18 protein-coding genes are annotated in these 22465 nt (G+C 73.1%); 11 read left to right on the top strand and 7 right to left on the bottom strand.

Annotated elements, in window-relative coordinates:
• Positions 1-9: 9 nt before the first annotated feature.
• Complete coding sequence (locus ACFWYW_RS30010; protein ID WP_379614306.1) at positions 10-450, bottom strand: carboxymuconolactone decarboxylase family protein; 441 nt, start codon at positions 448-450, stop codon at positions 10-12.
• A 97-nt stretch (positions 451-547) separates the two neighbouring features.
• Here ACFWYW_RS30010 and ACFWYW_RS30005 point away from each other — a divergent pair, with 97 nt between their 5' ends.
• The 3 genes from ACFWYW_RS30005 (at position 548) to ACFWYW_RS29995 (ending at position 6289) form a co-directional block, all read left to right on the top strand.
• Complete coding sequence (locus ACFWYW_RS30005) at positions 548-3322, top strand: tetratricopeptide repeat protein (protein WP_379614304.1); 2775 nt, start codon at positions 548-550, stop codon at positions 3320-3322.
• A 100-nt stretch (positions 3323-3422) separates the two neighbouring features.
• Positions 3423-4604, top strand: coding sequence for a serine hydrolase domain-containing protein (locus tag ACFWYW_RS30000; protein WP_379614302.1), 1182 nt, complete (start codon positions 3423-3425; stop codon positions 4602-4604).
• Positions 4601-6289, top strand: coding sequence for a CocE/NonD family hydrolase (locus tag ACFWYW_RS29995; protein ID WP_379614300.1), 1689 nt, complete (start codon positions 4601-4603; stop codon positions 6287-6289). Before ACFWYW_RS30000 ends, ACFWYW_RS29995 begins: the two co-directional genes overlap by 4 nt.
• On the opposite strand, the gene ACFWYW_RS29990 is transcribed toward ACFWYW_RS29995, so the two are convergent.
• From ACFWYW_RS29990 to ACFWYW_RS29980, 3 genes are all read right to left on the bottom strand, one after another.
• Positions 6263-8338 (bottom strand): 3-hydroxyacyl-CoA dehydrogenase NAD-binding domain-containing protein, encoded by a 2076-nt coding sequence (locus ACFWYW_RS29990; protein WP_379614298.1) that lies wholly within the window; start codon positions 8336-8338, stop codon positions 6263-6265. The two genes, ACFWYW_RS29995 and ACFWYW_RS29990, sit on opposite strands and share 27 nt — an antisense overlap.
• Positions 8338-9537 (bottom strand): acetyl-CoA C-acetyltransferase, encoded by a 1200-nt coding sequence (locus ACFWYW_RS29985; protein WP_379614296.1) that lies wholly within the window; start codon positions 9535-9537, stop codon positions 8338-8340. The genes ACFWYW_RS29990 and ACFWYW_RS29985 overlap by 1 nt, the downstream gene beginning before the upstream one ends.
• Positions 9538-9617: 80 nt before the next feature.
• Positions 9618-10580: an AraC family transcriptional regulator gene (locus ACFWYW_RS29980; protein WP_379614294.1), complete on the bottom strand. Its 963-nt coding sequence runs from the start codon at positions 10578-10580 to the stop codon at positions 9618-9620.
• A gap of 29 nt (positions 10581-10609) precedes the next feature.
• Between ACFWYW_RS29980 and ACFWYW_RS29975 the strand changes: the two genes are divergently transcribed.
• The 5 genes from ACFWYW_RS29975 to ACFWYW_RS29955 are packed head-to-tail and all read left to right on the top strand — an operon-like array spanning position 10610 to position 16791.
• On the top strand, positions 10610-11584 hold the full coding sequence (locus ACFWYW_RS29975; protein WP_379614292.1) for an amidohydrolase family protein: 975 nt from the start codon (positions 10610-10612) through the stop codon (positions 11582-11584).
• Between the two features lie 35 nt (positions 11585-11619).
• Positions 11620-13035 (top strand): OB-fold domain-containing protein, encoded by a 1416-nt coding sequence (locus ACFWYW_RS29970; protein WP_379614290.1) that lies wholly within the window; start codon positions 11620-11622, stop codon positions 13033-13035.
• Entirely contained in the window at positions 13035-14222 is a 1188-nt protein-coding gene (locus ACFWYW_RS29965) for an acetyl-CoA acetyltransferase (RefSeq protein WP_379614288.1), read from the top strand. The genes ACFWYW_RS29970 and ACFWYW_RS29965 overlap by 1 nt, the downstream gene beginning before the upstream one ends.
• The gene (locus ACFWYW_RS29960) at positions 14219-15178 is read left to right on the top strand and encodes an amidohydrolase family protein (protein ID WP_379614286.1); all 960 of its coding nucleotides are present in this window, start codon (positions 14219-14221) and stop codon (positions 15176-15178) included. The genes ACFWYW_RS29965 and ACFWYW_RS29960 overlap by 4 nt, the downstream gene beginning before the upstream one ends.
• The gene (locus ACFWYW_RS29955; RefSeq protein WP_379614284.1) at positions 15175-16791 is read left to right on the top strand and encodes an AMP-binding protein; all 1617 of its coding nucleotides are present in this window, start codon (positions 15175-15177) and stop codon (positions 16789-16791) included. The genes ACFWYW_RS29960 and ACFWYW_RS29955 overlap by 4 nt, the downstream gene beginning before the upstream one ends.
• On the opposite strand, the gene ACFWYW_RS29950 is transcribed toward ACFWYW_RS29955, so the two are convergent.
• Together ACFWYW_RS29950 and ACFWYW_RS29945 are read right to left on the bottom strand one after the other, a co-directional pair.
• On the bottom strand, positions 16772-17101 hold the full coding sequence (locus tag ACFWYW_RS29950; protein ID WP_379614282.1) for a cupin domain-containing protein: 330 nt from the start codon (positions 17099-17101) through the stop codon (positions 16772-16774). The genes ACFWYW_RS29955 and ACFWYW_RS29950 overlap by 20 nt on opposite strands.
• A gap of 9 nt (positions 17102-17110) precedes the next feature.
• Complete coding sequence (locus tag ACFWYW_RS29945; protein ID WP_379614280.1) at positions 17111-18439, bottom strand: flavin monoamine oxidase family protein; 1329 nt, start codon at positions 18437-18439, stop codon at positions 17111-17113.
• Positions 18440-18563: 124 nt separating this feature from the next.
• On the opposite strand from ACFWYW_RS29945, the gene ACFWYW_RS29940 reads away from it, so the two are divergent.
• The 3 genes from ACFWYW_RS29940 to ACFWYW_RS29930 are packed head-to-tail and all read left to right on the top strand — an operon-like array spanning position 18564 to position 21779.
• Positions 18564-20165 carry an AMP-binding protein gene (locus ACFWYW_RS29940; RefSeq protein ID WP_379614278.1) on the top strand — a complete coding sequence of 534 codons (1602 nt, stop codon included), beginning with the start codon at positions 18564-18566 and terminating at the stop codon, positions 20163-20165.
• Positions 20166-20187: 22 nt separating this feature from the next.
• Positions 20188-21039, top strand: coding sequence for an SDR family NAD(P)-dependent oxidoreductase (locus tag ACFWYW_RS29935; protein ID WP_379614276.1), 852 nt, complete (start codon positions 20188-20190; stop codon positions 21037-21039).
• On the top strand, positions 21036-21779 hold the full coding sequence (locus ACFWYW_RS29930) for an SDR family NAD(P)-dependent oxidoreductase (RefSeq protein WP_379614273.1): 744 nt from the start codon (positions 21036-21038) through the stop codon (positions 21777-21779). Before ACFWYW_RS29935 ends, ACFWYW_RS29930 begins: the two co-directional genes overlap by 4 nt.
• On the opposite strand, the gene ACFWYW_RS29925 is transcribed toward ACFWYW_RS29930, so the two are convergent.
• Positions 21776-22402: a TetR/AcrR family transcriptional regulator gene (locus tag ACFWYW_RS29925; protein WP_379614271.1), complete on the bottom strand. Its 627-nt coding sequence runs from the start codon at positions 22400-22402 to the stop codon at positions 21776-21778. The two genes, ACFWYW_RS29930 and ACFWYW_RS29925, sit on opposite strands and share 4 nt — an antisense overlap.
• Between the last annotated feature and the right edge of the window lie 63 nt (positions 22403-22465).

The raw sequence follows: 22465 nt of genomic DNA, 5'->3' as shown, positions 1-22465 counted from the left end.
AACGGGGTTTTACCAGGTGCCGGCGACCTGGCGGATCGGGGCGTTGAGGCGGTTGAAGAGGTTCGTGGTGGCGATCATGAGCAGGATCGCGGCGAGCTGCTGCTCGTCGAAGTGGTCGGCGGCGTCGTTCCAGATCTCGTCGGAGACGGAATCGGGGCGGTCGGCCAGCCGGGTGGCGGCCTCGGCCAGCGCCAGCGCGGCCCGCTCGGAGTCGGTGTAGTACGGCGCCTCGCGCCAGGCGGCGACCAGGCCGATGCGGTCGTCGCTCTCGCCGAGCTTGCGCAGGTTCTTGAGGCCGGCGTCGACGCAGAAGCTGCACCCGTTGACCTGGCTGACGCGCAGGTGGATCATCTCCAGCAGTTCCTGGGGCAGGCCCTGCGACTGCGCGGCCTTCATCAGCTCCATGATCGGCTTCATCGCGGCGGGAATGATCGTCGCGGGGTTCTTCATCCGGGCTTCCATTTTGTCCTCTTTCGTCGTTGTTGCTGTGAGAACAGATTGGTCGCCCGAGTTGATACATTCGCTATGCGTCGACGATGGGGTGACAATGGTGCGGTTTACGCTTCTCGGGCCGGTCCAGGTGATCGTCGACGGGGGTCCGCTCGCGGGCATCGCCCCGCGTCATCGCGCGGTGCTGGCCTATCTTCTGCTGAATGCCGGACGGGTCATCAGCATCGACCGGCTGATCGAGGCCATGTGGGGCTACGACCAGCCCGACACCGCCCGCTCACAGGTCCACGCCTCGATCACCGCGATCCGCAAGGCGCTGCGCGGCGCGGGCGACGGCGACCTGCTGGAGACCCGCGCCGGCGGCTACGTCGTGAACCCGGCGCAGGGTCAGGTGGACGCGCAGGAGTTCACCGAACTGGTGACGCTCGGCGACCTGCGCGGGGCGCTGAAGCTGTGGAACGGCGAAGCCCTGGAGGACGTGCACGCGCACTATGTCGCCGGAGCCCGCGACCTCTGGAACGACCGGCGATTGACCGCCTACGAACGCCTGGCCGAGACCGAACTGGCCGCCGGTCGCCACGCGGAACTGCTCGACGACCTGGCCGCCCAGGTCACCGCCAACCCGATCAGGGAGAAGCTGAACGGCCACCTGGTCCTGGCCCTGCACCGCTCGGGCCGGCAGGCCGACGCCCTGGCCGCGGCGCGCGCCTACCGTACGGCGCTGGCCGACGAGCAGGGGCTGGACCCCGGGCACGTGTTCGCCGAGCTGGAGCGGGCGGTGCTGAACGACGATCCTTCGCTGCGCCTGGCCGAGGCCGCCGAACCCGTCCAGCCGCCGGCACCGGCCGCGCCGCCGCGGCGGACCTTCCTGCCTTACGACATTCCGGATTTCTCCGGACGTACCGCTGAGCTGGAACGGCTCGCCGACGAGCAGGAGGCGGCGCTCGTCACGATCGACGGCATGGCCGGGATCGGCAAGACCGCGCTCGCCGTACACGTGGCGCACCAGCTGACCGGCCGCTACCCGGACGGCCAGCTCTTCCTCGATCTGCAGGCCCACACCGCGGGCAGTACGCCGGTCGACTCCGCCGCCGCGCTGGAGGCCCTGCTGCGCCAGCTTGGCGTGCCCGTCGACCAGATCCCGGCGACCCCGGCCGAGCGCAGCGCCCTGTGGCGGGCCGAGCTGGCCGGCCGCCGGGTGCTCGTCGTTCTCGACAACGCCCTCGACGCCGACCAGGTACGCCCCCTGCTGCCCGGCGGCTCGGACACCCTGGTCCTGGTCACCAGCAGGCGGCGACTGGTCGGCCTGGACGGCGCCCGCGCCCTGTCCGTCGAGGTCCTGGGCGAGCGCGACGCCGTCGAGCTGTTCGGCCGGATCGTCGGCGACCGCGCGCGGGACGAACCCGACGCGGTCCGCGAGGTGCTGGAGCTGTGCGGATACCTGCCGCTCGCCATCCGGATCTCGGCGGCCCGCCTGCAGCACCGCCAGCGCTGGACGGTCGCCTACCTGGCCGGCAAACTGCGCGACCAGCGACGGCTGCTGGACGGGGTGTCGGCCGCGTTCAGCATCTCCTACGAGCAGCTCCACGAGGACGAGCAGCGGATGTTCCGCCTGCTCGGGCTGGTCCCCGGCCGCGACATCGACCCGAACGGCGCCGCCGCCCTGGCCGGGATTCCCGAGGACGAGGCGGAGGAACTGCTCGAAAGCCTGCTGGACGCCCACATGCTCCTGCAGCTCGAACCCGGCAGGTACACCTTCCACGACCTGCTGCGCGAGCACGCCCGCTCGCTCGGCGCCGACGACGGCGCGATCCTGCAATTGCTCGTCTACTACCTGCACCGCTCGCGGGCGGCGATGGACCGGCTCTTCCCCGACAGCATCGTGCAGCGCGAGGGCATCCCGCAGCCGCAGTCCCCGATTCCGCCCATCCGCGACGCCGATGAGGCGCTCACCTGGCTCGACGCCGAGCGCTCCAACATCATCGTGACCGCGTTGCACGGCCCGGAGGTCTGCCTCGGGTTCATGGGCCTGGCGCTGCGGCCGTACCTCGACCGGCAGGCGCACCACGACGACGCCCTGACCCTGCACGACCTGGTCCTGCGGCGCAGTCGCAAGCTCGGCAGCCACGGCTTCGAGGCGCAGGCGCTGACCGACCTGTCCTGGACGTACTGGCGCCTCGGCCGCTACGAGCAGGCGGAGGCGCACGCGAACCAGGCGCTGGAGGCGTGCGAGCAGCCGCACGAGGAGGCGCGGGCCCTGCTGACCCTGGGCAACGTCGCCCAGCGCAGGCGCCAGGACGAGCAGGCGGAGCAGTACCTCAAGCGGGCGCTTGACCTGACCCGCATCGGCGCGGACACGTGGGGAGAGGCCCACGTCCTCGGCTACCTCGCCCTCGTCCTCGACCGGGCCGGGCGCCAGGAGGAGGCCCGCAGGCACCTCGACGTGGCGCTGGCGCTGCACCGCAAGATCGGCAACCCGGGCGGCGAGGCGCTGGTGCTCAACCACCTCGGCGTCGTCGCGCGCCACCAGGGCCTGCTCGACCAGGCGCGCACCCGGCACCAGGAGGCCGCCGCGCTCTACCGCAAGCTGGGCAACATCACCGACGAGGCGACCGCGCTCAACGGGCTGGCCGAGGCGGCCGACGATCCCGCACGGGCGGTCGAGGAGCACGCGGCGGCGCTCGCGCTGGCCGACGCCTCCCGCAACCGGCCTGAGCAGGCCCGCGCGCACGACGGCCTGGCCCGCGCCCACCTCACGCTGGGGCACTCCGGCCAGGCCCGCGAGCACGGGCGGCTGGCCCTTGACCTGTACGGCGAGCTCGGCGTGCCCGAGGCGGACGAGGTGCGGGCCCTGCTCGAACGCGCTGGGTAGGCAGGCCGCCCGGCGACCCCGACAGTTGCCGCCCGACCGGTCGGTCGATATTGTCGTTGTATCGACCGACCGGTCGGTAGAGACGTGGAAGGAATCCGCCATGACCCATGTCCAAGGCACCGCCGCCCCCGGTTTCGAGGCCGTCCGCGAGGCGTTCGAGCGCAACTTCACCGACAGCGGCGAGGTCGGCGCCGGGCTCGCCGTCTACCGGCACGGCCGCCCCGTCGTCGACCTGTGGGGCGGCGAGGCCGACCCCGCCACCCACCGCCCCTGGGAACGGGACACGCTGGCCGCCATCGCCTCCACCTGCAAGACGTTCGCGTCGGGCGCGCTGCTGCGGCTGGTCGAACGCGGGGAGGTGGACCTGGAGGCGCCGGTGACCCGCTACTGGCCCGAGTTCGCCCAGAACGGCAAGAGCGGCATCACCGTCCGCACCCTGCTCGCCCACCGCGCCGGACTGCCCAGCATGCACATGCGCCCGGTCACCTGGGAGGACCTGCGCGACTGGACCCCGATCACCGAGACCCTCGCCGCGGCCGCCCCGGAATGGCCGCCCGGCACCCGGCACGGCTACCACGGCGTCACCATCGGCCACCTCGCAGGGGAGATCGTCCGCCGCGTGTCCGGGATGACGCTGAGCGCGTTCCTCGAAGCGGAGATCACCGGCCCGCTCGGCCTCGACTGCTACGTCCGCGTGCCCGACGCCGCGCTGCCCCGGCTGGCCAAGATGGTCCTGCCGGACGAGCAGTCCGTCCAGCTCGGCATGCAGGTGCCGGAGATGGCGGACTTCGTCCAGGCGCTCGGCGACCCGGACACCCTGAGCTTCCGCGCGTTCTACGGCAGCGTCACCCAGGAGTGGGACGACTCCAACAACCCCCGCACCTACCAGGTGGAGAGCCCCTCCATGGACGGCGTCGCCTCCGCCCACTCCCTGGCCCGCTACTTCGCCGCCATGATCGGCGAGGTCGACGGCGTCCGGCTCTTCTCGCCCTGGCTGCTCGACAAGATCCGTACCCCGGAGTCGGACGGCATCGACGAACTCCTCAAGGTCCGCACCGCCTGGGGGCTCGGCTTCCTCGTTCCCGGCGGGCCCTTCTGGCCCGCGCCCGAGCACCTCAAGGGCCTGTTCGGCGGCAGCGGCGCCACCGGCTCGTTCGCCTTCGCCGACCCCGAGCGCGGGCTGGGGTTCGGCTACGTGCCCAACCGCGGCTCCGAGCTGCTGGAAGGCGGCGACTTCCGGGTCAAGTCGCTGGTCGAGGCCGTTTACAAGGCCGTGCTGTGAAGGCCCCGATCACCATCGTGCGCGATGCGGAGATGCCCATGCGCGACGGCGTCGTGCTGCGCGGCGACGTCTGGATGCCGGACGACGGGCGCCGCCGCCCCGCCGTGCTGATCCGCACGCCGTACGGACGGACGGGGACCAACAACGACTTCCTGCGCCCGCTGGAGTGCGTGCAGGGCGACTACGCCTGCGTCGTGCAGGACACGCGCGGCCGGGCGGGCTCCGACGGCGAGTGGACGATCTTCATGGCCGAGCAGGAGGCCCGCGACACCCACGACAGCGTCGAATGGGCCGCGGCGCAGCCGTGGTGCGACGGCAACGTCGTCATGGCCGGGGCCTCCTACCTCGGGATCGTGCAACTGCTCGGCGCCGCCGAACGCCCGCCGCACCTGCGCGCGATCGCGCCCGGGATGACCAGCAGCGCCGAACTCGACCGCGCCGCCGGCGGCGTCATGCGGGTCAACGAGGTCATGGCGTGGCTGGCGTTCATGGCCATGGACTGGCTGGAGCGCGAGCGGGCCGCCGGGCGTCCCGCCGACCCCGGCGCCGCCTACGAGCTGTGGGAGTTCGCCACCGACCCGGCCGCCGCCCTGCGCACGCTGCCGCTGAAGGACCTGCCGCAGTTCGCCGCGGTGCCGGGCTTCCCGCTCGACGTGGGGAAGATGCTGGCGTACGGCACGCCGGGCATCGCCGAGTCGTTCGCCTACGAGGCCGTCGAGGTGCCCGCCCTGAGCGTCACCGGCTGGTTCGACAACCACTGCGACTCCACCATCGAGAGCTTCCTGCGCCTGCGCGCGATCCACGGCGACCGGCACCGGCTCATCGTGGGCCCCTGGTCGCACGACGGCCGGCTCGGCTACTGCCAGGGCGAGGTCAGCTTCTCCGCCCGCGGCGACGCCACGGTGCTCGGCCTGTCCGCCCAGCACCTGGCCTTCTTCGACGAACACGTGCGGGGCGCCCCGTCCGCGGCGCCCGCCGTGCGGTACTTCCTCATGGGCGCCGACGAGTGGCGCGACGCGGACCGGTGGCCGCCGCCGGGCGAGCTCAGGACGCTGTACCTGGCGGACGACGGCCGCCTGGGCGCCCAGCCTCCGGCGGACGAGCACCCCGACCACTACGCCTACGACCCGGACGACCCCGTCCCCACCCGCGGCGGCCGGGTGGTCAACCTGGGCCGGCTGGTGCCGGGCCCGCTCGACCGCTCCCGGCTGGAGGAGCGCCCCGACGTGCTGTGCTACACCTCGCCCGTCCTGGACGAACCGCTCGACGTGGCGGGCCAGGTGTCGGTACGGCTGTTCGCGGCGTCGTCGGCCCGCGACACCGACTTCACCGCCAAGCTCGTCGACGTCTTCCCCGACGGCCGCGCGCTGGCCGCGGCCGGTGGCGTGCAACGCGCCCGCCACCGGCACGGACCGGACATCGAGCAACTCCTGGAGCCGGGAACGGTCGAGGAGTACACCATCGGCCTCGGCCACACCGCGTGGCGATTCCCGGCCGGGCACCGCGTCCGCCTGGAGATCACCAGCAGCGACTTCCCCGCCTACGACCGCAACATGAACACCGGCGAGCCGGTCGGCTCCGACGCCGCCGGGGTGGTCGCCCACCAGACCGTGCACCACAGCGTGCTGTATCCGTCGCGGCTGGAACTGCCCGTCCTGTCAGAAGGGCTCGGTCCGACCCCGTAGCAGGGACGGCGGGCGCAGGTGCTCGCCATAGGCGTCGGCCAGCCGGTCGGCGCGTTCGGTGAAGGCGCGCGGGCCGTACTGGTTGACGAACTGGAGTGTGCCGCCCGACCACGGCGCGAAGGCGAGGCCGAGCACGCTGCCGACGTTCGCGTCGGCGGTGGAGGTCAGGATTCCGTCCTCCAGGGCGCGCACGCTCTCCAGCGCCTGCGCGAACAGCAGCCGCTCGCGCACATCCCGCTCGGGGATCGGCCGGTCGCCGCCGAAGCGCTCGGCCAGCCCCGGCCACAGGCGCTTGCGCGCCCGATCGGGGTAGTCGTAGAAGCCGCCGCCTCCGGCCCGGCCCGGCCGGTTCATCTCCTCGACCATCCAGGTGAAGACGCCGTAGGCGGTCGCGTGGCCCAGCTCGCGGCCGTCGGCCGCCGCGTCCGCCTCGTTCTGGCGGCGCACCCTGAGCATGGTGGCCAGGGCGACCTCGTCGCTGACGGCCAGCGGGCCCACGGCCATGCCCGCCCGGCGGGCGGCGTTCTCCACGAGCGCCGCCGGAACGCCCTCCGCGAGCATGGCCGCGCCCTCGGCGGTGTAGGAGACGAACACCCGCGAAGTGTAGAAACCGGGACCGTCGTTGACGAGGATCGGCGTCTTGCCGATCTGCCGGGCGAAGGCGAAGGCCAGCGCGAGCGCGGCGTCCCCGGTCCGCTCGCCGCGCACGACCTCCAGCAGGGGTACGCGCTCCACCGGCGAGATGAAGTGCAGGCCCACCAGGTCACCGGGGGCCCGCAGGCCCTCGGCCAGCCCGGTGATCGGCAGCGTGGAGGTGTTCGAGGCGAGCACCGCGGTGCCGTCCTCGGCTCCGGCCAGCACGCGGCGTTTGAGCGCGCGGTCCTCGAAGACGGCCTCGACCACGAGGTCGCACCCGGCGATCTCGGTGCCGGGCCCGGCGAGGTGGTCGACGGCCGTGCCGCAGGCGGCGGCGCTCATCCTGCCCTGGGCGACCTGCCGCCGCAGCCGGCGTACGACCTCGTCGTGCCCGCGCTCGGTCGCCTCCGCGTTCACGTCGGTGAGTACCACCTCGATGCCCGCGGCGGCGGCGACCGCCGCGATCCCGGCGCCCATCATCCCGGCGCCGATCACGCCGAGCCGCCGGACCCCGCCGGTGGACCGGGCCCGCCTGGTGACCTCGTTGCGGGCGTACCAGTGGCAGCCGATCAGGTTCTTGGCCACCTGGCCGGTGGCGAGCGCGACCAGGTGCCGGGTCTCGGTACGCAGGGCGGTGTCGACGTCCACCCGGACGGCCTCCGCCACGCAGGCCAGGATCCGCTCCTGGGCGGGCAGGGTGCCGTGGGTCCTGGCGTACAGGCGGGCGGCGGCGGTCTCGAAGAAACGCGGGGGAGCGGCGGGGGCCGGGTGCGCGGGGTCGTCCCACGGCTGCGTGGCTTCGGGGTGGGCGGCGATCCACGCGCGGGCCTCCCCGATCAGTTCGCGGGCCGGGACGAGCCGGTCCACGAGCCCGGCGTCGAGCGCCCGGTGGGGCGGCAGCCGTTCTCCCTCCATGAGCAGGGGCAGGGCGGCGGCGGGGCCCAGCAGGCGGACGGCCCGCACCACCCCGCCACCGCCGGGCAGCAGCCCGAACGTGACCTCGGGCAGGCCGAGGCGGATCGCCGGGTCGTCGGCGCAGAGGCGGTGGTGGCAGGCGAGGGCCAGTTCCAGCCCGCCGCCGAGCGCGGTCCCGCCGATCGCGGCCACTACGGGCCGGCCGAGGCGCTCCAGCCTGCGGAAGGCGTCCTTGGTCCGGTCGAGCTGCCCGGCGAACCCGGGCGCGTCCGCGGGGGTGAGGGCATGGACCTGGTCGAGGTCGGCGCCGACGGCGAAGGTGGACTTCGCCGAGGCGACGATGACGCCGGTGACGTGCTCGCGCTCCGACTCCAGGCGGTCGAGCGCCCCGGTCAGGGCGGTGCCGAAGGCGGCGTCGAGCGTGTTGACCGGGCGGTCGTGCCGGTCGAGCGTGAGCGTGACGATGCCGTCGTCATCGCGGTGGTAGCCGATCGCCATCACACGTCCCTCTCGATGATCGTGGCGATGCCCATGCCGGCGCCCACGCACAGGGTGGCCAGGCCGCGCCTCAGGTTCCGGCGCTCCAGCTCGTCCAGCAGGGTGCCGAGGATGATGCAGCCGGTGGCGCCGAGCGGGTGCCCGAGCGCGATCGCGCCGCCGTTGACGTTGATCCGGTCGGGGGAGAGGTCCAGGTCGCGGGCGTACTTGAGCACCACGGCCGCGAACGCCTCGTTGACCTCGAAGAGGTCGATGTCGTCGAGCGTGAGGCCGGCCCTGGCCAGCGCCTTGCGGGTGGCGGGGACCGGGCCGGTGAACATCAGCGTCGGCTCGGTGCCGACCACGGCGGTCGCGACGATCCTGGCGCGGGGCGTGAGGCCCAGCCGTTCGCCCGCGGCCGCGCCGCCGATCAGCATGGCGGCGGCGCCGTCCACGATCTGGGAGGAGTTGCCCGCCGTGTGGATGTGCTCGACCCGCTCGACCTGCGGGTAGCGGCCGATGGCGACCGCGTCGAACGTCTCGCCCGCCTGGGCGAAGCTCGGCGACAGCCCGGCCAGCCCCTCCATCGTGGTCCGGGGCCTGATCGCATCGTCATGATCCAGTACGGCGAGGCCGTCGGCACCGGTCACCGCGACGAGCGAGCGGTCGAAGTACCCCTTGTCCCTGGCCCGCGTGGCACGGCGCTGTGACGACAGCGCGTAGGCGTCCACCTCCTCGCGGGTGTAGCCCTCCAGCGTCGCCAGCAGGTCGATGGCCACGCCCTGCGGCACGTACCCGGTACGCAGCGCCGTCTCCGGATCGTCCATCCAGGCGCCGCCGGTCGAGCCCATGGGCACGCGGGACATCGACTCCACGCCGCCCGCCACCACCAGGTCCTCGAACCCCGACCGGATCTTCATGGCCGCCAGGTTCACCGCCTCCAGGCCCGATCCGCAGAACCGGTCGATCTGTACGCCGGGGGTGTCGAGGTCGAGCCCGGCCACGAGGGCGGCGATGCGGGCGATGTCGCTGCCCTGCTCGCCGACGGGGCTGACACAGCCGAGGATGACGTCGTCGACCTGCGGGCCGTCCAGGTGGTTGCGGTCGGCCAGGGCGCGCAGGACCTGCGCGGCGAGGTCGACGGGGCGGATGCCGCGCAGCGCGCCGCGTTTGCTGAGGCCGCGCGGCGTGCGCACGGCGTCGAAGATGAGGGCTTCCACGGTCCCGACGCTAGGAACGGCGGCGGATCCGGCCAATGACCCTGCCGTCCGCGATCCCTGACCCTGGTGTCCCAGCGGTCTTATGGCCGGTAGGCGCGCGGGGTGGTGCCGGTCCAGCGTTTGAACGCGCGGTGGAACGCGCTCGGCTCCGAGAACCCGAGCCGCCTGCTCAGCTCCTCGATGGACAGGTCGCCGCGGGCCAGCGCGGACACCGCGGCGTCCCGCCTGAACCGGTCGCGTACGCGCTGGTAGGAGGTGCCTTCGGCGCGCAGGCGGTGCCGTAGGCCGGCGGGGCTGACGGCCAGCCGGGCGGCGGTCGAGGCCAGGTCAGGACCGCCCTCGGCGAGCACCCTCCTGACCTGCCCGGCGACGTCGCCCGAGTAGTCCCCGCGCTCGACCAGCTCGGCCGGGTAGCGCCGCAGGAACGGCGTCAGCGCCGCCTCGTCGCGCAGCACCGGCCGGTCGAGCGCCGCCCGGTCGAACCCGATCGCGGGCCGCGCCCGCCCGAACAGGCACCCGCACCCGTAGAAGGCGTCGTACTCCAGCACGTACGGCGGCCGCCCATGCGGAAACTCCGCCCGCCGCAGCTCCAGCCCGCCCCCTACCAGCCAGCTCGCGAACCGATGCCACGCCCCCAGCACGAGCTCGACCAGGTGATCGGCGGGCTGGGGGAACCCGGTCAGCGTGAACTCCAGCCGCGCCTCCGGCCCGCTCTCCACCAGCCTGATCGTCACCCCGATGGCGAACAGGTCGTAGAAGGCGGCCCCGCGCAGCAGCGCGGTGCGCAGGTCGTGGCCGTGCACGGCGAGCGCCGCCATGGTCGCGAAGGTGCCGAGCCGGCTCGGGGCCGGGCCGAACCCGAGCAACTCGTCGTCGAGGGCGGTCCAGAGGTGCCGGACCAGGCGGGCGTACTGCCGCGTGGTGACCGTGCGGGCCTCCGGCTCGATGTCCGAGCGGGCGAGCGCCCGGCCGACGTCGAGGCCGCGGCGGCGGGCGCCGGCGAGGCAGGCGTGCACGAGCCGTCCCGAGATCCGTCTGTCCATGTCGGCCCCTTTCTGCCACCATCATATAAATGAGTGTTCATACAGATCAGCCGGTCATCGACATCTGTGACGGCGTCCACGACTCCGGCTCATGGCTGGCGCTGCTGCGCGGGCTGTCGGCGGACGCGCCGCACTTCCTGGAGTTCCTGGCGGGCGCCATGAGCGTGGTGGCCGGCCTCGACCCCGCGCGCACCCGCGAACAGCTCGCCCGCGACCCCGGGCCGGCCCTCGCCGCGCTGGCGGACGGGCTGGCCGTCGACCCCGGCGCCCACGTGGAACGGCTGCGCGCCGCCGGCGTCCGCCACCAGGTTCTGCACGGCTCCCCCTACCGCCTGCCCGGCGGCGAGAGCGTGAACGACCGGGTGGCCGAGCGCGCCGCCCGGCATCCGGACCTGCTGAGCGGCTGGTGCGGCGTCGACGCGCGTGACCCCGCCGCGGCGGTCGCCGAGATCGACCGGTGCGTGGCGCTCGGCATGCGCGGGGTGGTCATGCTGCCCTTCGCCGCGGGCGTGCCCGCCGACGACCCCGCGAGTCACCTGGTCTACCGGCACGTCGCCGGCCTGGGGCTGCCGCTGTGGCTGCACTGCGGGCTGAACCTGTCGCGCACCAGCCCGATGACCACCCCGGCCGAGCTGGACCTGGTCGCCGGGCGCTATCCGGAGATGCCGGTCGTGGCCGGGCACGGCGGCTGGCCGTACGTGGGAGAGCTGGTGGCGGTGATGATGCGCCAGCCCAACGTCTATCTCGACACCTCGGGGCACGACCCGCGGGCGATGGCGGTCCCCGGCTCCGGGTGGGAGCCGCTGCTGTTCCATCTGCGGGGGGCGCTGCGCCGCCGGGTGGTGTTCGGCAGCGCGGCCTGGACCCACGCCTCCACCCAGGAGCGCTCGATCGCCGCCGTGCGCGGGCTGGGCCTGGAGGAGCGGCACGAGCGGGCCTGGCTGCACGACAACGCGGCGGCTCTTCTGGGCCTGCCCCTGGCCAACCCGGCTCCAAATGCTTAATATGAATGAACGTTCATAGAGCAAGGAGTTCAATCTTGGCTGGAATCATGGCGTACGGGGGCTACCTCCCTGCGCACCGGATCCGCCGCTCGCGCATCGGGGAGGCGCTCGGCACCAGGCCGGCGACCGGCTCCAGGACGGTCGCCTCCTACGACGAGGACACCACCACCATGGGCGCGGAGGCGGCCAGGGTGGCGTTGCACGGCCTGCCGGGGCCGGAGGCGGTGCGGGGTCTCTACTTCGCCACCGCGGACCCGGTGTATCTGGACAGATCCAACGCCGCCGCCGTACACGCGGTGCTGTCGCTCGATTCCTCCGTGCCCGCGGTCGACATGTGCGGCGCGGTGCGCTCCGGCGTCGGCGCCCTGCGGGCCGGACTGCACGCGGGCCCGCCCACGCTCGTCGTCCTGTCCGACATCCGTGCCGGCCTGCCCGGCGGCGCCGACGAACGCGACGGCGGCGACGGCGCCGCGGCGCTCGTCGTGGGTACAGATGGCGAGGTCGTGGCGGAGTGGATCGGCGACGCGGCCAGGACCGAGGAGTTCCTGAGCCGCTGGCGCGAGCCCGGCGAGCGGCACTCCCGCCACTGGGAGGACCGCTTCGTCGAGGAGGTCCACGTGCCCGCCGGGCGGCTGGTGCTGGAGGAGGCGCTGAAGTCCGCCGGCTTGACCGCGGCCGACGTCGACCACCTCGTCGTCACCGGTGCGAGCAGGCGGATCGCCGCCGCGGTCCGCGCCGCCGCCGGCGTCGAGGAGCGGGCGGCGGCCGACGACCTGCTCGACTCGGTCGGTGAGACCGGCACCGCCCACCTCGCGCTGCGCCTGGCCGCGATCCTGGACCGGGCCGGACCGGGCGAGGTGATCGCGCTCGTGGTCCTGACGGAAGGCGCCGACGCGCTCCTGTTCCGCACCACCGACCTGCTCGCCCGGCGGCGCAGCGCCTGGCCGACGGCCGCCCAGATCGAGCACTCCAGCGACGACCTGAGCTACGCCACCTACGCCACCTGGCGCGGATTCCTGCCGCGCGAGCCCATGCGCCGCCCGCTGCCGCCCCAGCTCGCCGCCCCCGCCGCCCGGCGGATCGGCGCGTGGAAGCTCGGCCTCGTCGGCTCGCGCTGCCTCGCCTGCGACACCCGCCACCTGCCGCCCCAGCGCGTGTGCGGCTCCTGCCGCGCGCTCGACCAGATGCGGCCCGACCCGGTGGCCGGCATGCCCGCCACCGTCTCGATCGCCACCGTGGACCGGCTTGCCTGGTCGCCGAACCCGCCGCTGGTCTACGGAACCGTCGACTTCGACGGCGGCGGCCGGCTGCAGTGCGAGTTCACCGACACGGTGCCGGACAGCGCGCGGACCGGGCTGCGGGTGCGCATGGCCGTACGCAGGACACACAGCCGCGACGGCGTGCACAACTACTACTGGAAGGCCCGCCCGGAACGAGGGGAGCAGTACTGATGGCCGACAGAGGAATCACCGGCAGAGTGGCCGTGGTGGGCGCCGGATGCACACGTTTCGGCGAGCGCCGCGACGCCGGGGCAGACGACCTGCTCATCGCCGCCGCCAACGAGGCCGCCGCGTCGGCGGGCATCGACCTGGCCGACGTGGACGCGTTCTGGCTGGGCACGTTCGGCTCCGGGCACGCGGGCACCGCGCTGTCCAAGCCGCTCAAGCTGGACAACAAGCCCGTCACCCGGGTCGAGAACTTCTGCGCCACCGGCGCCGACGCCTTCCGCAACGCCTGCTACGCCGTGGCCGCCGGCGCGTACGACGTGGTCATGGCGATCGGCGTGGAGAAGGTCATGGACTCGGGACAGGCCGGCATCCCGTTCTTCGAGTTCTTCGACGACGGTACGGCGGTGCCGCACACGCCCCCCGGCACCTTCGGCTACCTGGCCACCGGCTACGCGCAGCGCCACGGCGTGGCCGACGCCGACCTGCGCGCGGCCATGACCCACGTCGCGTGGAAGAACCACCGCAACGGCGCGCTCAACCCCCGCGCCTACTTCCAGCGGGAGATCCCCAAGGAGGTGATCGACCGGCAGCCGCTGCTGGCCGGGAAGCTGAGCCTGCTCGACTGCGGTGGGCTGGCCGACGGCGCCGCCGCCGTCGTGATCACCAGAACCGAGGACGCGCGCCGCTACACCGACAAACCCGTCCTGGTGAAGGCGCTGGCCCTGGCGGCCGGCCAGGGTACCGGCGCCATGGACCCCGGCCACGACTTCTCCTCCTTCCCCGAGGCGGTGGCCGCCGCGCGCAGCGCGTACGCGCAGGCGGGCATCCGTGACCCGCGGGCGGAGCTGTCCTTCGCCGAGGTGCACGACTGCTTCACCATCACCGAGATCGTCCTGATGGAGGACCTGGGCTTCTCCGCCCGCGGCACCGCCTGGAAGGACATGGTGGGCGGGGTCTTCGACCGCGACGGCGCGCTGCCGGTCAACCCGGACGGCGGGCTGAAGGCGTTCGGGCACCCGCTCGGCGCCTCCGGCATCAGGATGATCTTCGAGAGCTGGCTGCAGCTGCGCGGCGAGGCCGGGGAACGGCAGATCGACAACGGGCGCAGGCTCGCGCTCACCCAGAACATCGGCGGCGATCCCGGCGAATGCGTCTGCCTCATCACCATCCTTGAGGGGCCTGCCCAGTGAGTGACAACGCGGTCATCGACATGGCCGGGGTCGTGCTCGACGCCGAGTCGTGGGAGTCGTACCTGAGCTGGTTCGCCGCCGACTGCCCGAACTACCTGCGGCTGTTCGGGCGGCGGTTCTGCGGGCTGGCGGGGGTCGAGCACGCGGCGTACCAGAAGGCGCTGGGGCGCGGACCGGACGAGGTGGTGCGGCTGCTGCTGTCCACGGGCCGGCTGGACGTGGACATCGACCGGTACGTGGAGGACCTGGCCGCCGGTGGGGTGGCGCTGCAGGTGATCCACGGCGGCATGACGCCGCTGCGTTCGGGCGGGCTGCTCAACGACCGGGCGGCCGCCTTCGCCCGCCGCCACCCGGACCGGCTGCGCGCCTGGGCGGGGCTGAGCCTGCGCGACGAGCAGGCGGCGCTCAAGGAGATGCGCAGGTGCGTCGGCGACCTCGGCATGGGCGGGGTGTCGGTGACGCACTTCACCGACGTCGCCGACCCGCTCTCGGCCGCCAGCCGGGCGGTCTACGCCGAGGCCGAGCGCCTGGGCGTGCCGGTCTGGATCCACGCCGGGCACAACCTCTCGCCCCGGGTGCCCGTGGACCACTGCGCGTGGCGGCAACTGGACGCGATCGCGCGGGCCCATCCGGACCTGGTGATCGTCGCCGGTCACGGCGGCTGGCCCTGGATGATGGAGATGGTCGCGCTCTGCCAGCGCCATCCCAACGTCTACCTGGAGTTCTCCACCCACCGGCCGCTGCACATGGCGGCCCCGGGCTCCGGCTGGGAGCCGCTGCTGGCCCACGGCCGGGCCACGATCAGGAACAAGGTCCTGTTCGGCAGCGTCGGCTGGGTGCACGAGATGTCCGCGGGCGAACTGGCCGACGAGGTACGCGCGCTGCCGCTCGACGAGGGCACCGTGCGCCGCTGGCTTTACACCAACGCCACCCGCGTGCTGGGGGCGGCGGCATGAGCACCGCCTTCACCACCACCCCGGAGGCCGCGGAGTGCGTGGTGCCTTTGGTGCTGCGCCGCCGCGCCGAGGAGCGTCCCGGCGAGGTCTTCGCCGTCTTCCAGGACGGCGAGGAGTGGACGGGCGCGCGGGTGCTCCACGAGACCCTGGCCATGGCCGAGGTCCTGCACGAGCACGGCGTACGGCCCGGCGACCTCGTCGTCTCCTGGCTGCCCAACGGGCCGGACGCCCTGCGCACCTGGTTCGGGCTCAACGAGCTCGGCGCCGTGTACGTGCCGGTCAACACCGCCCTGCGCGGCAGGTTCCTGGAGCACGTGCTGGCCAACTCCGGCGCCCGGCTCGCGGTCGTCCATCCCACCCTGGCGCCCAGGCTGGCCTCGGTGGAGACGGCGGCGCTGCGTACCGTGCTGGTCCCCGGTCACGCCGCGCCCGAGGTCACCGGCCTCGACACGGTGCCGGTCGGTGACCTCCCCGCCGCCCCGCGCCGGGTCTCGACGTACACGCCGCGGCCCTGGGACACCTACGGCGTGCTCTACACCTCCGGCACGACCGGGGCGAGCAAGGGCGTGCTGTGCTCGTACGCGCACCTGTGGACGACGGCGGTGGCCGCCTCGGCCGGCGTCATCGACGCGGGGGACCGGTACCTGGTCCAGTTGCCGCTCTTCCACGGCGGCGGCACGATCGGCGTCGCCCTGGCCCTGTACGTCGGCGCCTCGGTGGCGGTGGTGGACGGCTTCGACACCCGCTCGTTCTGGGAACTGGTCCGGCGTACGGGCACCACCGCCTGCACGCTGCTGGGCGCCATGACCTCGTTCCTGGCCGCACGCGAGCCGGGACCGGACGACCGGGACCACCCGCTGCGTACCGTCTGCATGGTGCCGCTCGGGGAGAACGCCCAAGCCTTCGCCCGGCGTTTCGGCGTCGACGTCTACACGCTGTTCAACATGACCGAGGTCAGCACGCCGCTGCTGTCGGAGCGCAACCCGGACAGGGCGGGGGCCTGCGGCCGGGTGCGCGCCGGCGTGGAGGTGCGGCTGGTGGACGCCCACGACCGGGAGGTGCCCGACGGCGAGACCGGCGAGATGATCGTCAGGACGGCCGCGCCCTGGGCCATGAACCACGGCTACCACGCGATGCCCGATGCCAGCGCGGCGGCCTGGCGCAACGGCTGGTTCCACACCGGCGACGCCTTCCGCCGTGAGCCGGACGGCGAGTACTTCTTCGTCGACCGGGTCAAGGACGCCATCCGCCGCCGGGGCGAGAACATCTCCTCCTTCGAGCTGGAGACCGGCGCCGCCGCGTACCCCGGAGTCAGGGAGGTGGCCGCCGTCGCGGTGCCGAGCGAGCACGGCGAGGACGAGGTGCTCGTGGTCGTGGCGCCGGTCCCCGGCCAGACGGTCGATCCCGCCGGGTTCGTGGCCTTCTGCGTGGAGCACATGCCGCACTACATGGTGCCGCGCTATGTCCGCGTGGTGGCCGAGCTGCCCAAGACGCCGACGAACAAGGTGCGCAAGCACGTGTTGCGCGCCGCCGGGGTCACCGCGGACACCTGGGATCGCGAGGCGGCCGGCATCCGGGTCAGGCGCGAGCGTCTCACGGCCGCGGACGGATGACTCGCGGGCGGATCACGAAGAAGGCGCGGGTGCCCGCGGTCGCCTGATAGCCGACCGTCGCGCCCGCGCCGATGAAGCACGCGGACCCCGCGGCGACCCGCACGGCCCGCCCGCCCTCGGTCACGGTCAGCTCGCCCTCGATGACATACAACGTCTCGTCGTAGGTGAGCGTCCAGTCGAGCAACTGCCCGTCCTCGGAAAAGCGCAGGAAACCCGCGGTGTCGATGGGGAAGGACACCGCGAGGTTCCTGGCGAAGGGCACCTCGCGGTAGCCCGACGGGTCGTCGCCGAACGGCTGGATCTCGGTCATGATCTCTCCTCAGAGCCGGTCGAGGACCTCGCGGGCGCAGCGCTCGCCCGCCTGGACCGCGCCGTTCATCCAGCCCGTCCACCGGTCGGCGCTCTCCGTCCCGGCCCAGTGCAGGCCGCCGGCGGGCGCGTGCGGCGCGGGTCCCGCCGCGGTGAGCGCGCCGGGCCGCAACCCACCCTGACAGCCGAAGACGTACGGCTGCCGCCGCCAGTCGGTCTCCAGGTACGCCACCGGCCGGGCCGCCTCGGGACCCAGGCAGGCGGCCAGGGCTTCCAGGGTGGCGGCGCGCCGTACCTGATGGTCGGTGGAGAAGGCCGGCGGGTTGCCGCGGAAATGCCGCTCGGAGAAGGTGAAGGCGGTGAGCGCGAGCACCCCGGGTGAGCCGTCCGGCGGCGAGGCGTCCAGGAAGCCGGGCACCGCGCCCAGATCGGTGAACCCGGAGCCCGAGAGCCCGTGCTTCCGCCAGAACGGCTCGTCGTAGACCACGTTGGTCTTGATCAGCGGCCCCCGCACCCAGCCTTCGGCCAGCGCCGTACGCGCGGGCGGCAGCCCGGGACGGAAGGAGACGGGCCCGGTCGCGGCCGGCCCGATCGCCATGATCACCCGGCGGGCCCGCACGCGCAGGCCGGGCGTGCCGACCACGACGCCGCTCCCGTCCCGCTCGACCTCGCGGACCGGCTCGCCGAGACACACCCGCTCGCCCAGGTACGCCGCCAGCGCGTCAGGCAGCGCCTGCGACCCGGCGGCGAACCTCAGCACGGAGTCCTGGTCGCGCAGCATCGGCCGGATCCCCCCGCAGGTGGCGGTGGCGTGCAGCGCGTAGGCGAAGGAGATCTCGTCCGGCGGCGCGGCGAACCACGCGGAGACCGAGCAGTCGAACAACTGCCTGGCCAGCGGGTCGTGGATCCGCTCGTCCCGCCAGGCGGCGAGGTCGATGGCATCGAGGCGCGGGTCGTCGTGATCGATGCGCTCCATGGCCTTGAGCGCGCCGGCGTACTCGCGGACCGCGTCCTGGGGCAGGTCGGGCAGGCCGTTCGCGTACTCGAAGCGGCGGCCCCCGAGGTGGGCGACGCCGATGCCGTCCTTGAAGGAGGGGAAGAGCTCGACGCCCAGCTCGGCCGCGAGGGTGAGGATCTCCCGCTGGCTCGCGCACACGTACATGGCGCCGGCCTCGGTGGCCTTGTCACCGGCGAGGGGGATGTTCCACACACGGCCGCCGACGCGCTCGCCCGCCTCCAGGACGACCGTGTCCACGCCGCCGGAGGCCAGCCGGTAGGCGGCGGTGAGGCCGGACAGGCCGCCGCCGACCACGACGGCGTCAGCGGTCTTCTCGATCATCCGGGACTCCTCAATATGAACGATCGTACATGACTAACTGAGGGTTATTTGGCCAGGTATTGTCTGTCTGAATGGCAGCATGCTATACAAACGTTCATACATTTGCCACCGTTCAGGGAGAGCGATGACAGCGAAGCTCCCACCCCGCGAACAGTGCGTGCTTCCGCTGCTTCTGCGGGATCGGGCACGCCAGGAACCCGACCGGCCCTTCGTCGCCTTCGCCGACGGGACGGCGTGGACGTACGGCGACGCCTGGGACGAGACGCTCTCCGCCGCGAGCGGCCTGCGCTCCCTGGGGGTGACCGCGGGCGACCACGTGCTCGTGTGGCTGCCCAACGGGCCGGAGATCCTGCGCGTGTGGTTCGGCGCCAACCAGCTCGGCGCCGTGTTCGTCCCCGTCAACACCGCCTACCGAGGCGACATCCTGGCGCACGTGCTCACGCTCGTCCGGCCGAAGGTCGTCGTCGTGCACGCGGACCTGGCCGACCGGCTGGCCGGCCTCGACCTGCCCGGGGTGGAGCACGTCGTCGTGGCCGGCGGCCCGTGCGCGCCGCTGCCAGGGGTTGGTGCGCACGGCGTCGCCGTACTGCATCCCGAGGAGCTTGACGAGCCCGAGGAGTGCCCGGCCCAGCCGTGGGACCCGTACGCGGTGATCTTCACCTCGGGCACCACCGGCCCCTCCAAGGGCGTGATCTCCTCCTACGTGCACCTGTGGGCCACCGTCACCGCCGTCGAGGAACACCTGTCGGCCGACGACCGCTGCCTCACCAGCCTGCCGATCTTCCACGGCGGCGGGCTGCAGGACATCGCGGGCGCGCTGATCGTGGGCGCGTCCGTGGTGCTGGCCGAGTCCTTCGACACGAGCTCGTTCTGGGACGTCATCGAGCGCACCGGCGCCACCTGCTGCACGCTCCTCGGCGTCATGGCGACGTTCCTGCTCAAGCAACCGCCCCGGCCGGGCGAGCGCGACACCACGCTCCGGCTGGTCTACCTGGTCCCGCTCACGGACAACGCGGGGGAGTTCGCCCGCCGCTTCGGCTGCGACATCCTCACGGTGTTCAACATGACCGAGGTGAGCGTGCCGCTCGTCTCCGAGCTCAACCCGGCCACCCCGGGCAGCTGCGGCCGGCCCCGGCCGGGCGTCCAGGTACGCGTGGTCGACGACCACGACCAGGAGGTCCCCCAGGGGGAGATCGGCGAGCTCGTCATCCGCACCGACCTGCCCTGGGCGATGACCAGCGGCTACCTCGGCGCCCCCGAGGCGACGGCGGCGGCCTGGCGCAACGGCTGGTTCCACACCGGCGACGCCTTCCGCAGGGACGAACACGGCGACTACTTCTTCGTCGACCGGATCAAGGACGCGATCAGGCGGCGCGGGGAGAACATCTCCTCCAGCGAGGTCGAGGCGGAGATCCTGCGCCATCCGTCGGTCCGGGAGGCCGCGGCCGTCGCGGTGCCGAGCGGTGACGGGGAGGACGACGTGCTCGCCGCCGTGGCGCCCGTCGACGGCGCGCGTCTCGACCCGCGCGACCTCCTGGAGTTTCTCCTGGAACGGCTCCCGCACTTCATGGTGCCCCGGTACGTGCGCGTGCTGGGCGAGCTGCCCAAGACCCCCACCAGCAAGATCGAGAAGCGGCGCCTGCGCCGCGAGGGCGTCACGCCCGACACCTGGGACCGCGAGGCCGCCGGGCTCAAAGTCCGCCGCACCCGCCTCAAGCAAGTATGAACGATTATTCATGGAGACGCTTATGCACACCCCACTGCGCGACCGGGTCGCGCTGATCACCGGCGGCGCCGGCGGGATCGGCGCCGCCACCGCGCGCAAGCTCGCCGGGCAAGGAGCCGCGGTCGTCGTCGCCGACCGGGACGGCGCGGCAGCGGAACGCGTGGCCGCGGGCCTGCGCGGCGAAGGACTCGGCGTGCGGGCGGCCACGATGGACCAGACCGACCCCGAGCAGGTCGAGCGGGTCTTCGCCGAGACGGTGGAAGCGCACGGCAGACTCGACATCTGCTTCGCCAACGCCGGCTGGGGCCGCGTCGACGCCTTCATCGACCTGCCCCTGGACACCTGGAACCGGCACGTCGCCGTCAACCTGACCGGCACCTTCCTGGTGTGCCAGACCGCCGCCAGGCACATGGCCGAGGGAGGCCGCGGCGGATCGATCATCGTCAACTCCTCCAACGGCGCGGTCGCCCCCGCCGCCCTGTTCTCCGCCTACTGCGCCACCAAGGCCGCGCTCAACATGCTGGTCCAGGTCATGGCCGGCGAGCTCGGCGCCCACGGCGTGCGGGTCAACGCGGTGATGCCGGGGGTCACGGCAACCGCGATGACCAAGAACCTGCTGGACCAGGGCATGGACCGGCTCATCGAGTCGCAGACGCCGCTCGGCCGGGTCGGGCGCCCCGAGGACGTGGCCGCCGCGGTCGCGTTCCTCGCCGGGGACGACAGCTCCTTCGTCACCGGGACCGCGCAGCTCGTGGACGGCGGCGCCACCCACAACGTGCCGCGCTGGTTCACCACCGACTACCGGCGCCGCGGGCGCAGCGAATGGCGATTGCGCCACCAGGAGGAGCCGATCATGGAAGGAGGCGGGGCATGACTCTGGCCGGCCGTACCGCATTGGTCACGGGAGCGGCGCGCGGCATCGGCGCGGCCATCGCCACCCGGATGGCGGCGGAGGGCGCGCGGGTCGCCCTGTGCGACCTCGACGCCGAGGGCGCGCGGGCGACGCTCGCGCGGATCGAGCGCGACGGCGGGAAGGGCATCGTCCAGGAGGCCGACGTCTCCGACGCCGGCGCGGCCAGGGCCGTCGTCGCGCAGGCGGCCGAACGCCTCGGCGGCCTCGACATCCTGGTCAACAACGCGGCCACCGGAGCCCGCGCCAAGATCCGCGACTACACGCTGGAGGACTGGGACCGGGTGCTCGCGGTCAACCTGCGCGCCCCGTTCGTGCTCAGCCAGGCGGCGCTCGACCACCTCGCGCGCTCGGGCACGGGCGCGATCGTCAACATCTGCTCCGTGGCCGTGATCGGCTTCTTCGGGCAGATCGCCTACGACGCCTCCAAGGGCGGCCTGCTCTCGCTGACCAGGGCGCTCGCCGTCGAACTCGGCCGCAGCGGCATCCGCGCGAACGCCGTCTGCCCCGGCTTCGTCGACACCGAGATGGCCGACCACGGCAACCTGCGGGAGATCGCCGCCAAACAGACGGCCACCCAGCCGATCGCCAGGATGGGCCGGCCGGAGGAGATCGCGAACGCGGTCTGTTGGCTGGCCTCGGACGAGGCCCGTTACGTGACGGGCCAGGCCCTCTTCGTCGACGGCGGCTGGGTACGCGCCTAGCGCGCCAGCACCATCCGGCAGGCCAGGTCGGCGTGGAGCCCGGCCAGCTCCTCGTCCTTGACCGCCGGGAACGGGCCGAAGAACTCGGTCGCCCGCAGGACCAGGTTGACGATCGCCGTGGCGGTGAGCTTGGTCGCGTCACCGCGCATGGCGGGTAGCTCGAAGACCCCCGAGCGAACGCCGTGCTCCAGCGTGCGCTCCAGCCGGGTCCGCAGGCCGCGGCGGCGCTCGACGATGACCGCCCGCTGGGCCTCGGGCAGATGGACGTACTCGAACGTGGCGATCATGGCCGAGGCGCGGTGGCGGGCGTGAAAGAGGGCCGAGGCGTACGCCAGCGCCCTCAGCTGGCTCTCCGGATCGGCCGCCGCGGCGGCGACCGCGTCGTTGAGCATCCGCTCACCCTCGTCCGTCGCCCGGCTGACCAGCGTGAACAGGACCTCTTCCTTGGAGGGGAAGTGGTTGTAGAGCGCGGCGGGCGTCAGGCCGCTGGCCGCCGTGATGTCCCTGACGCTCGTGCCCTTGAAGCCCTGGGTGAAGAACAGCTCCTCCGCGGCGGCCAGGATGCGCTCCGCGGGCGGCTTCTTGGCGGGCGTCGCGACGGTGGCGCGCGAGCGAGGCGGCACGGACTCTCCTCAGATTCCTGGGTGACCTCTTCATCGTAGTGCATAAACGTTCATACAGGAGGC

The organism is Nonomuraea sp. NPDC059023 (genome assembly GCF_042740095.1).
Taxonomy (GTDB): domain Bacteria; phylum Actinomycetota; class Actinomycetes; order Streptosporangiales; family Streptosporangiaceae; genus Nonomuraea.
Note: the sequence above shows the minus strand (reverse complement) of the source record. Positions and strands in the feature narration are given on the sequence as shown.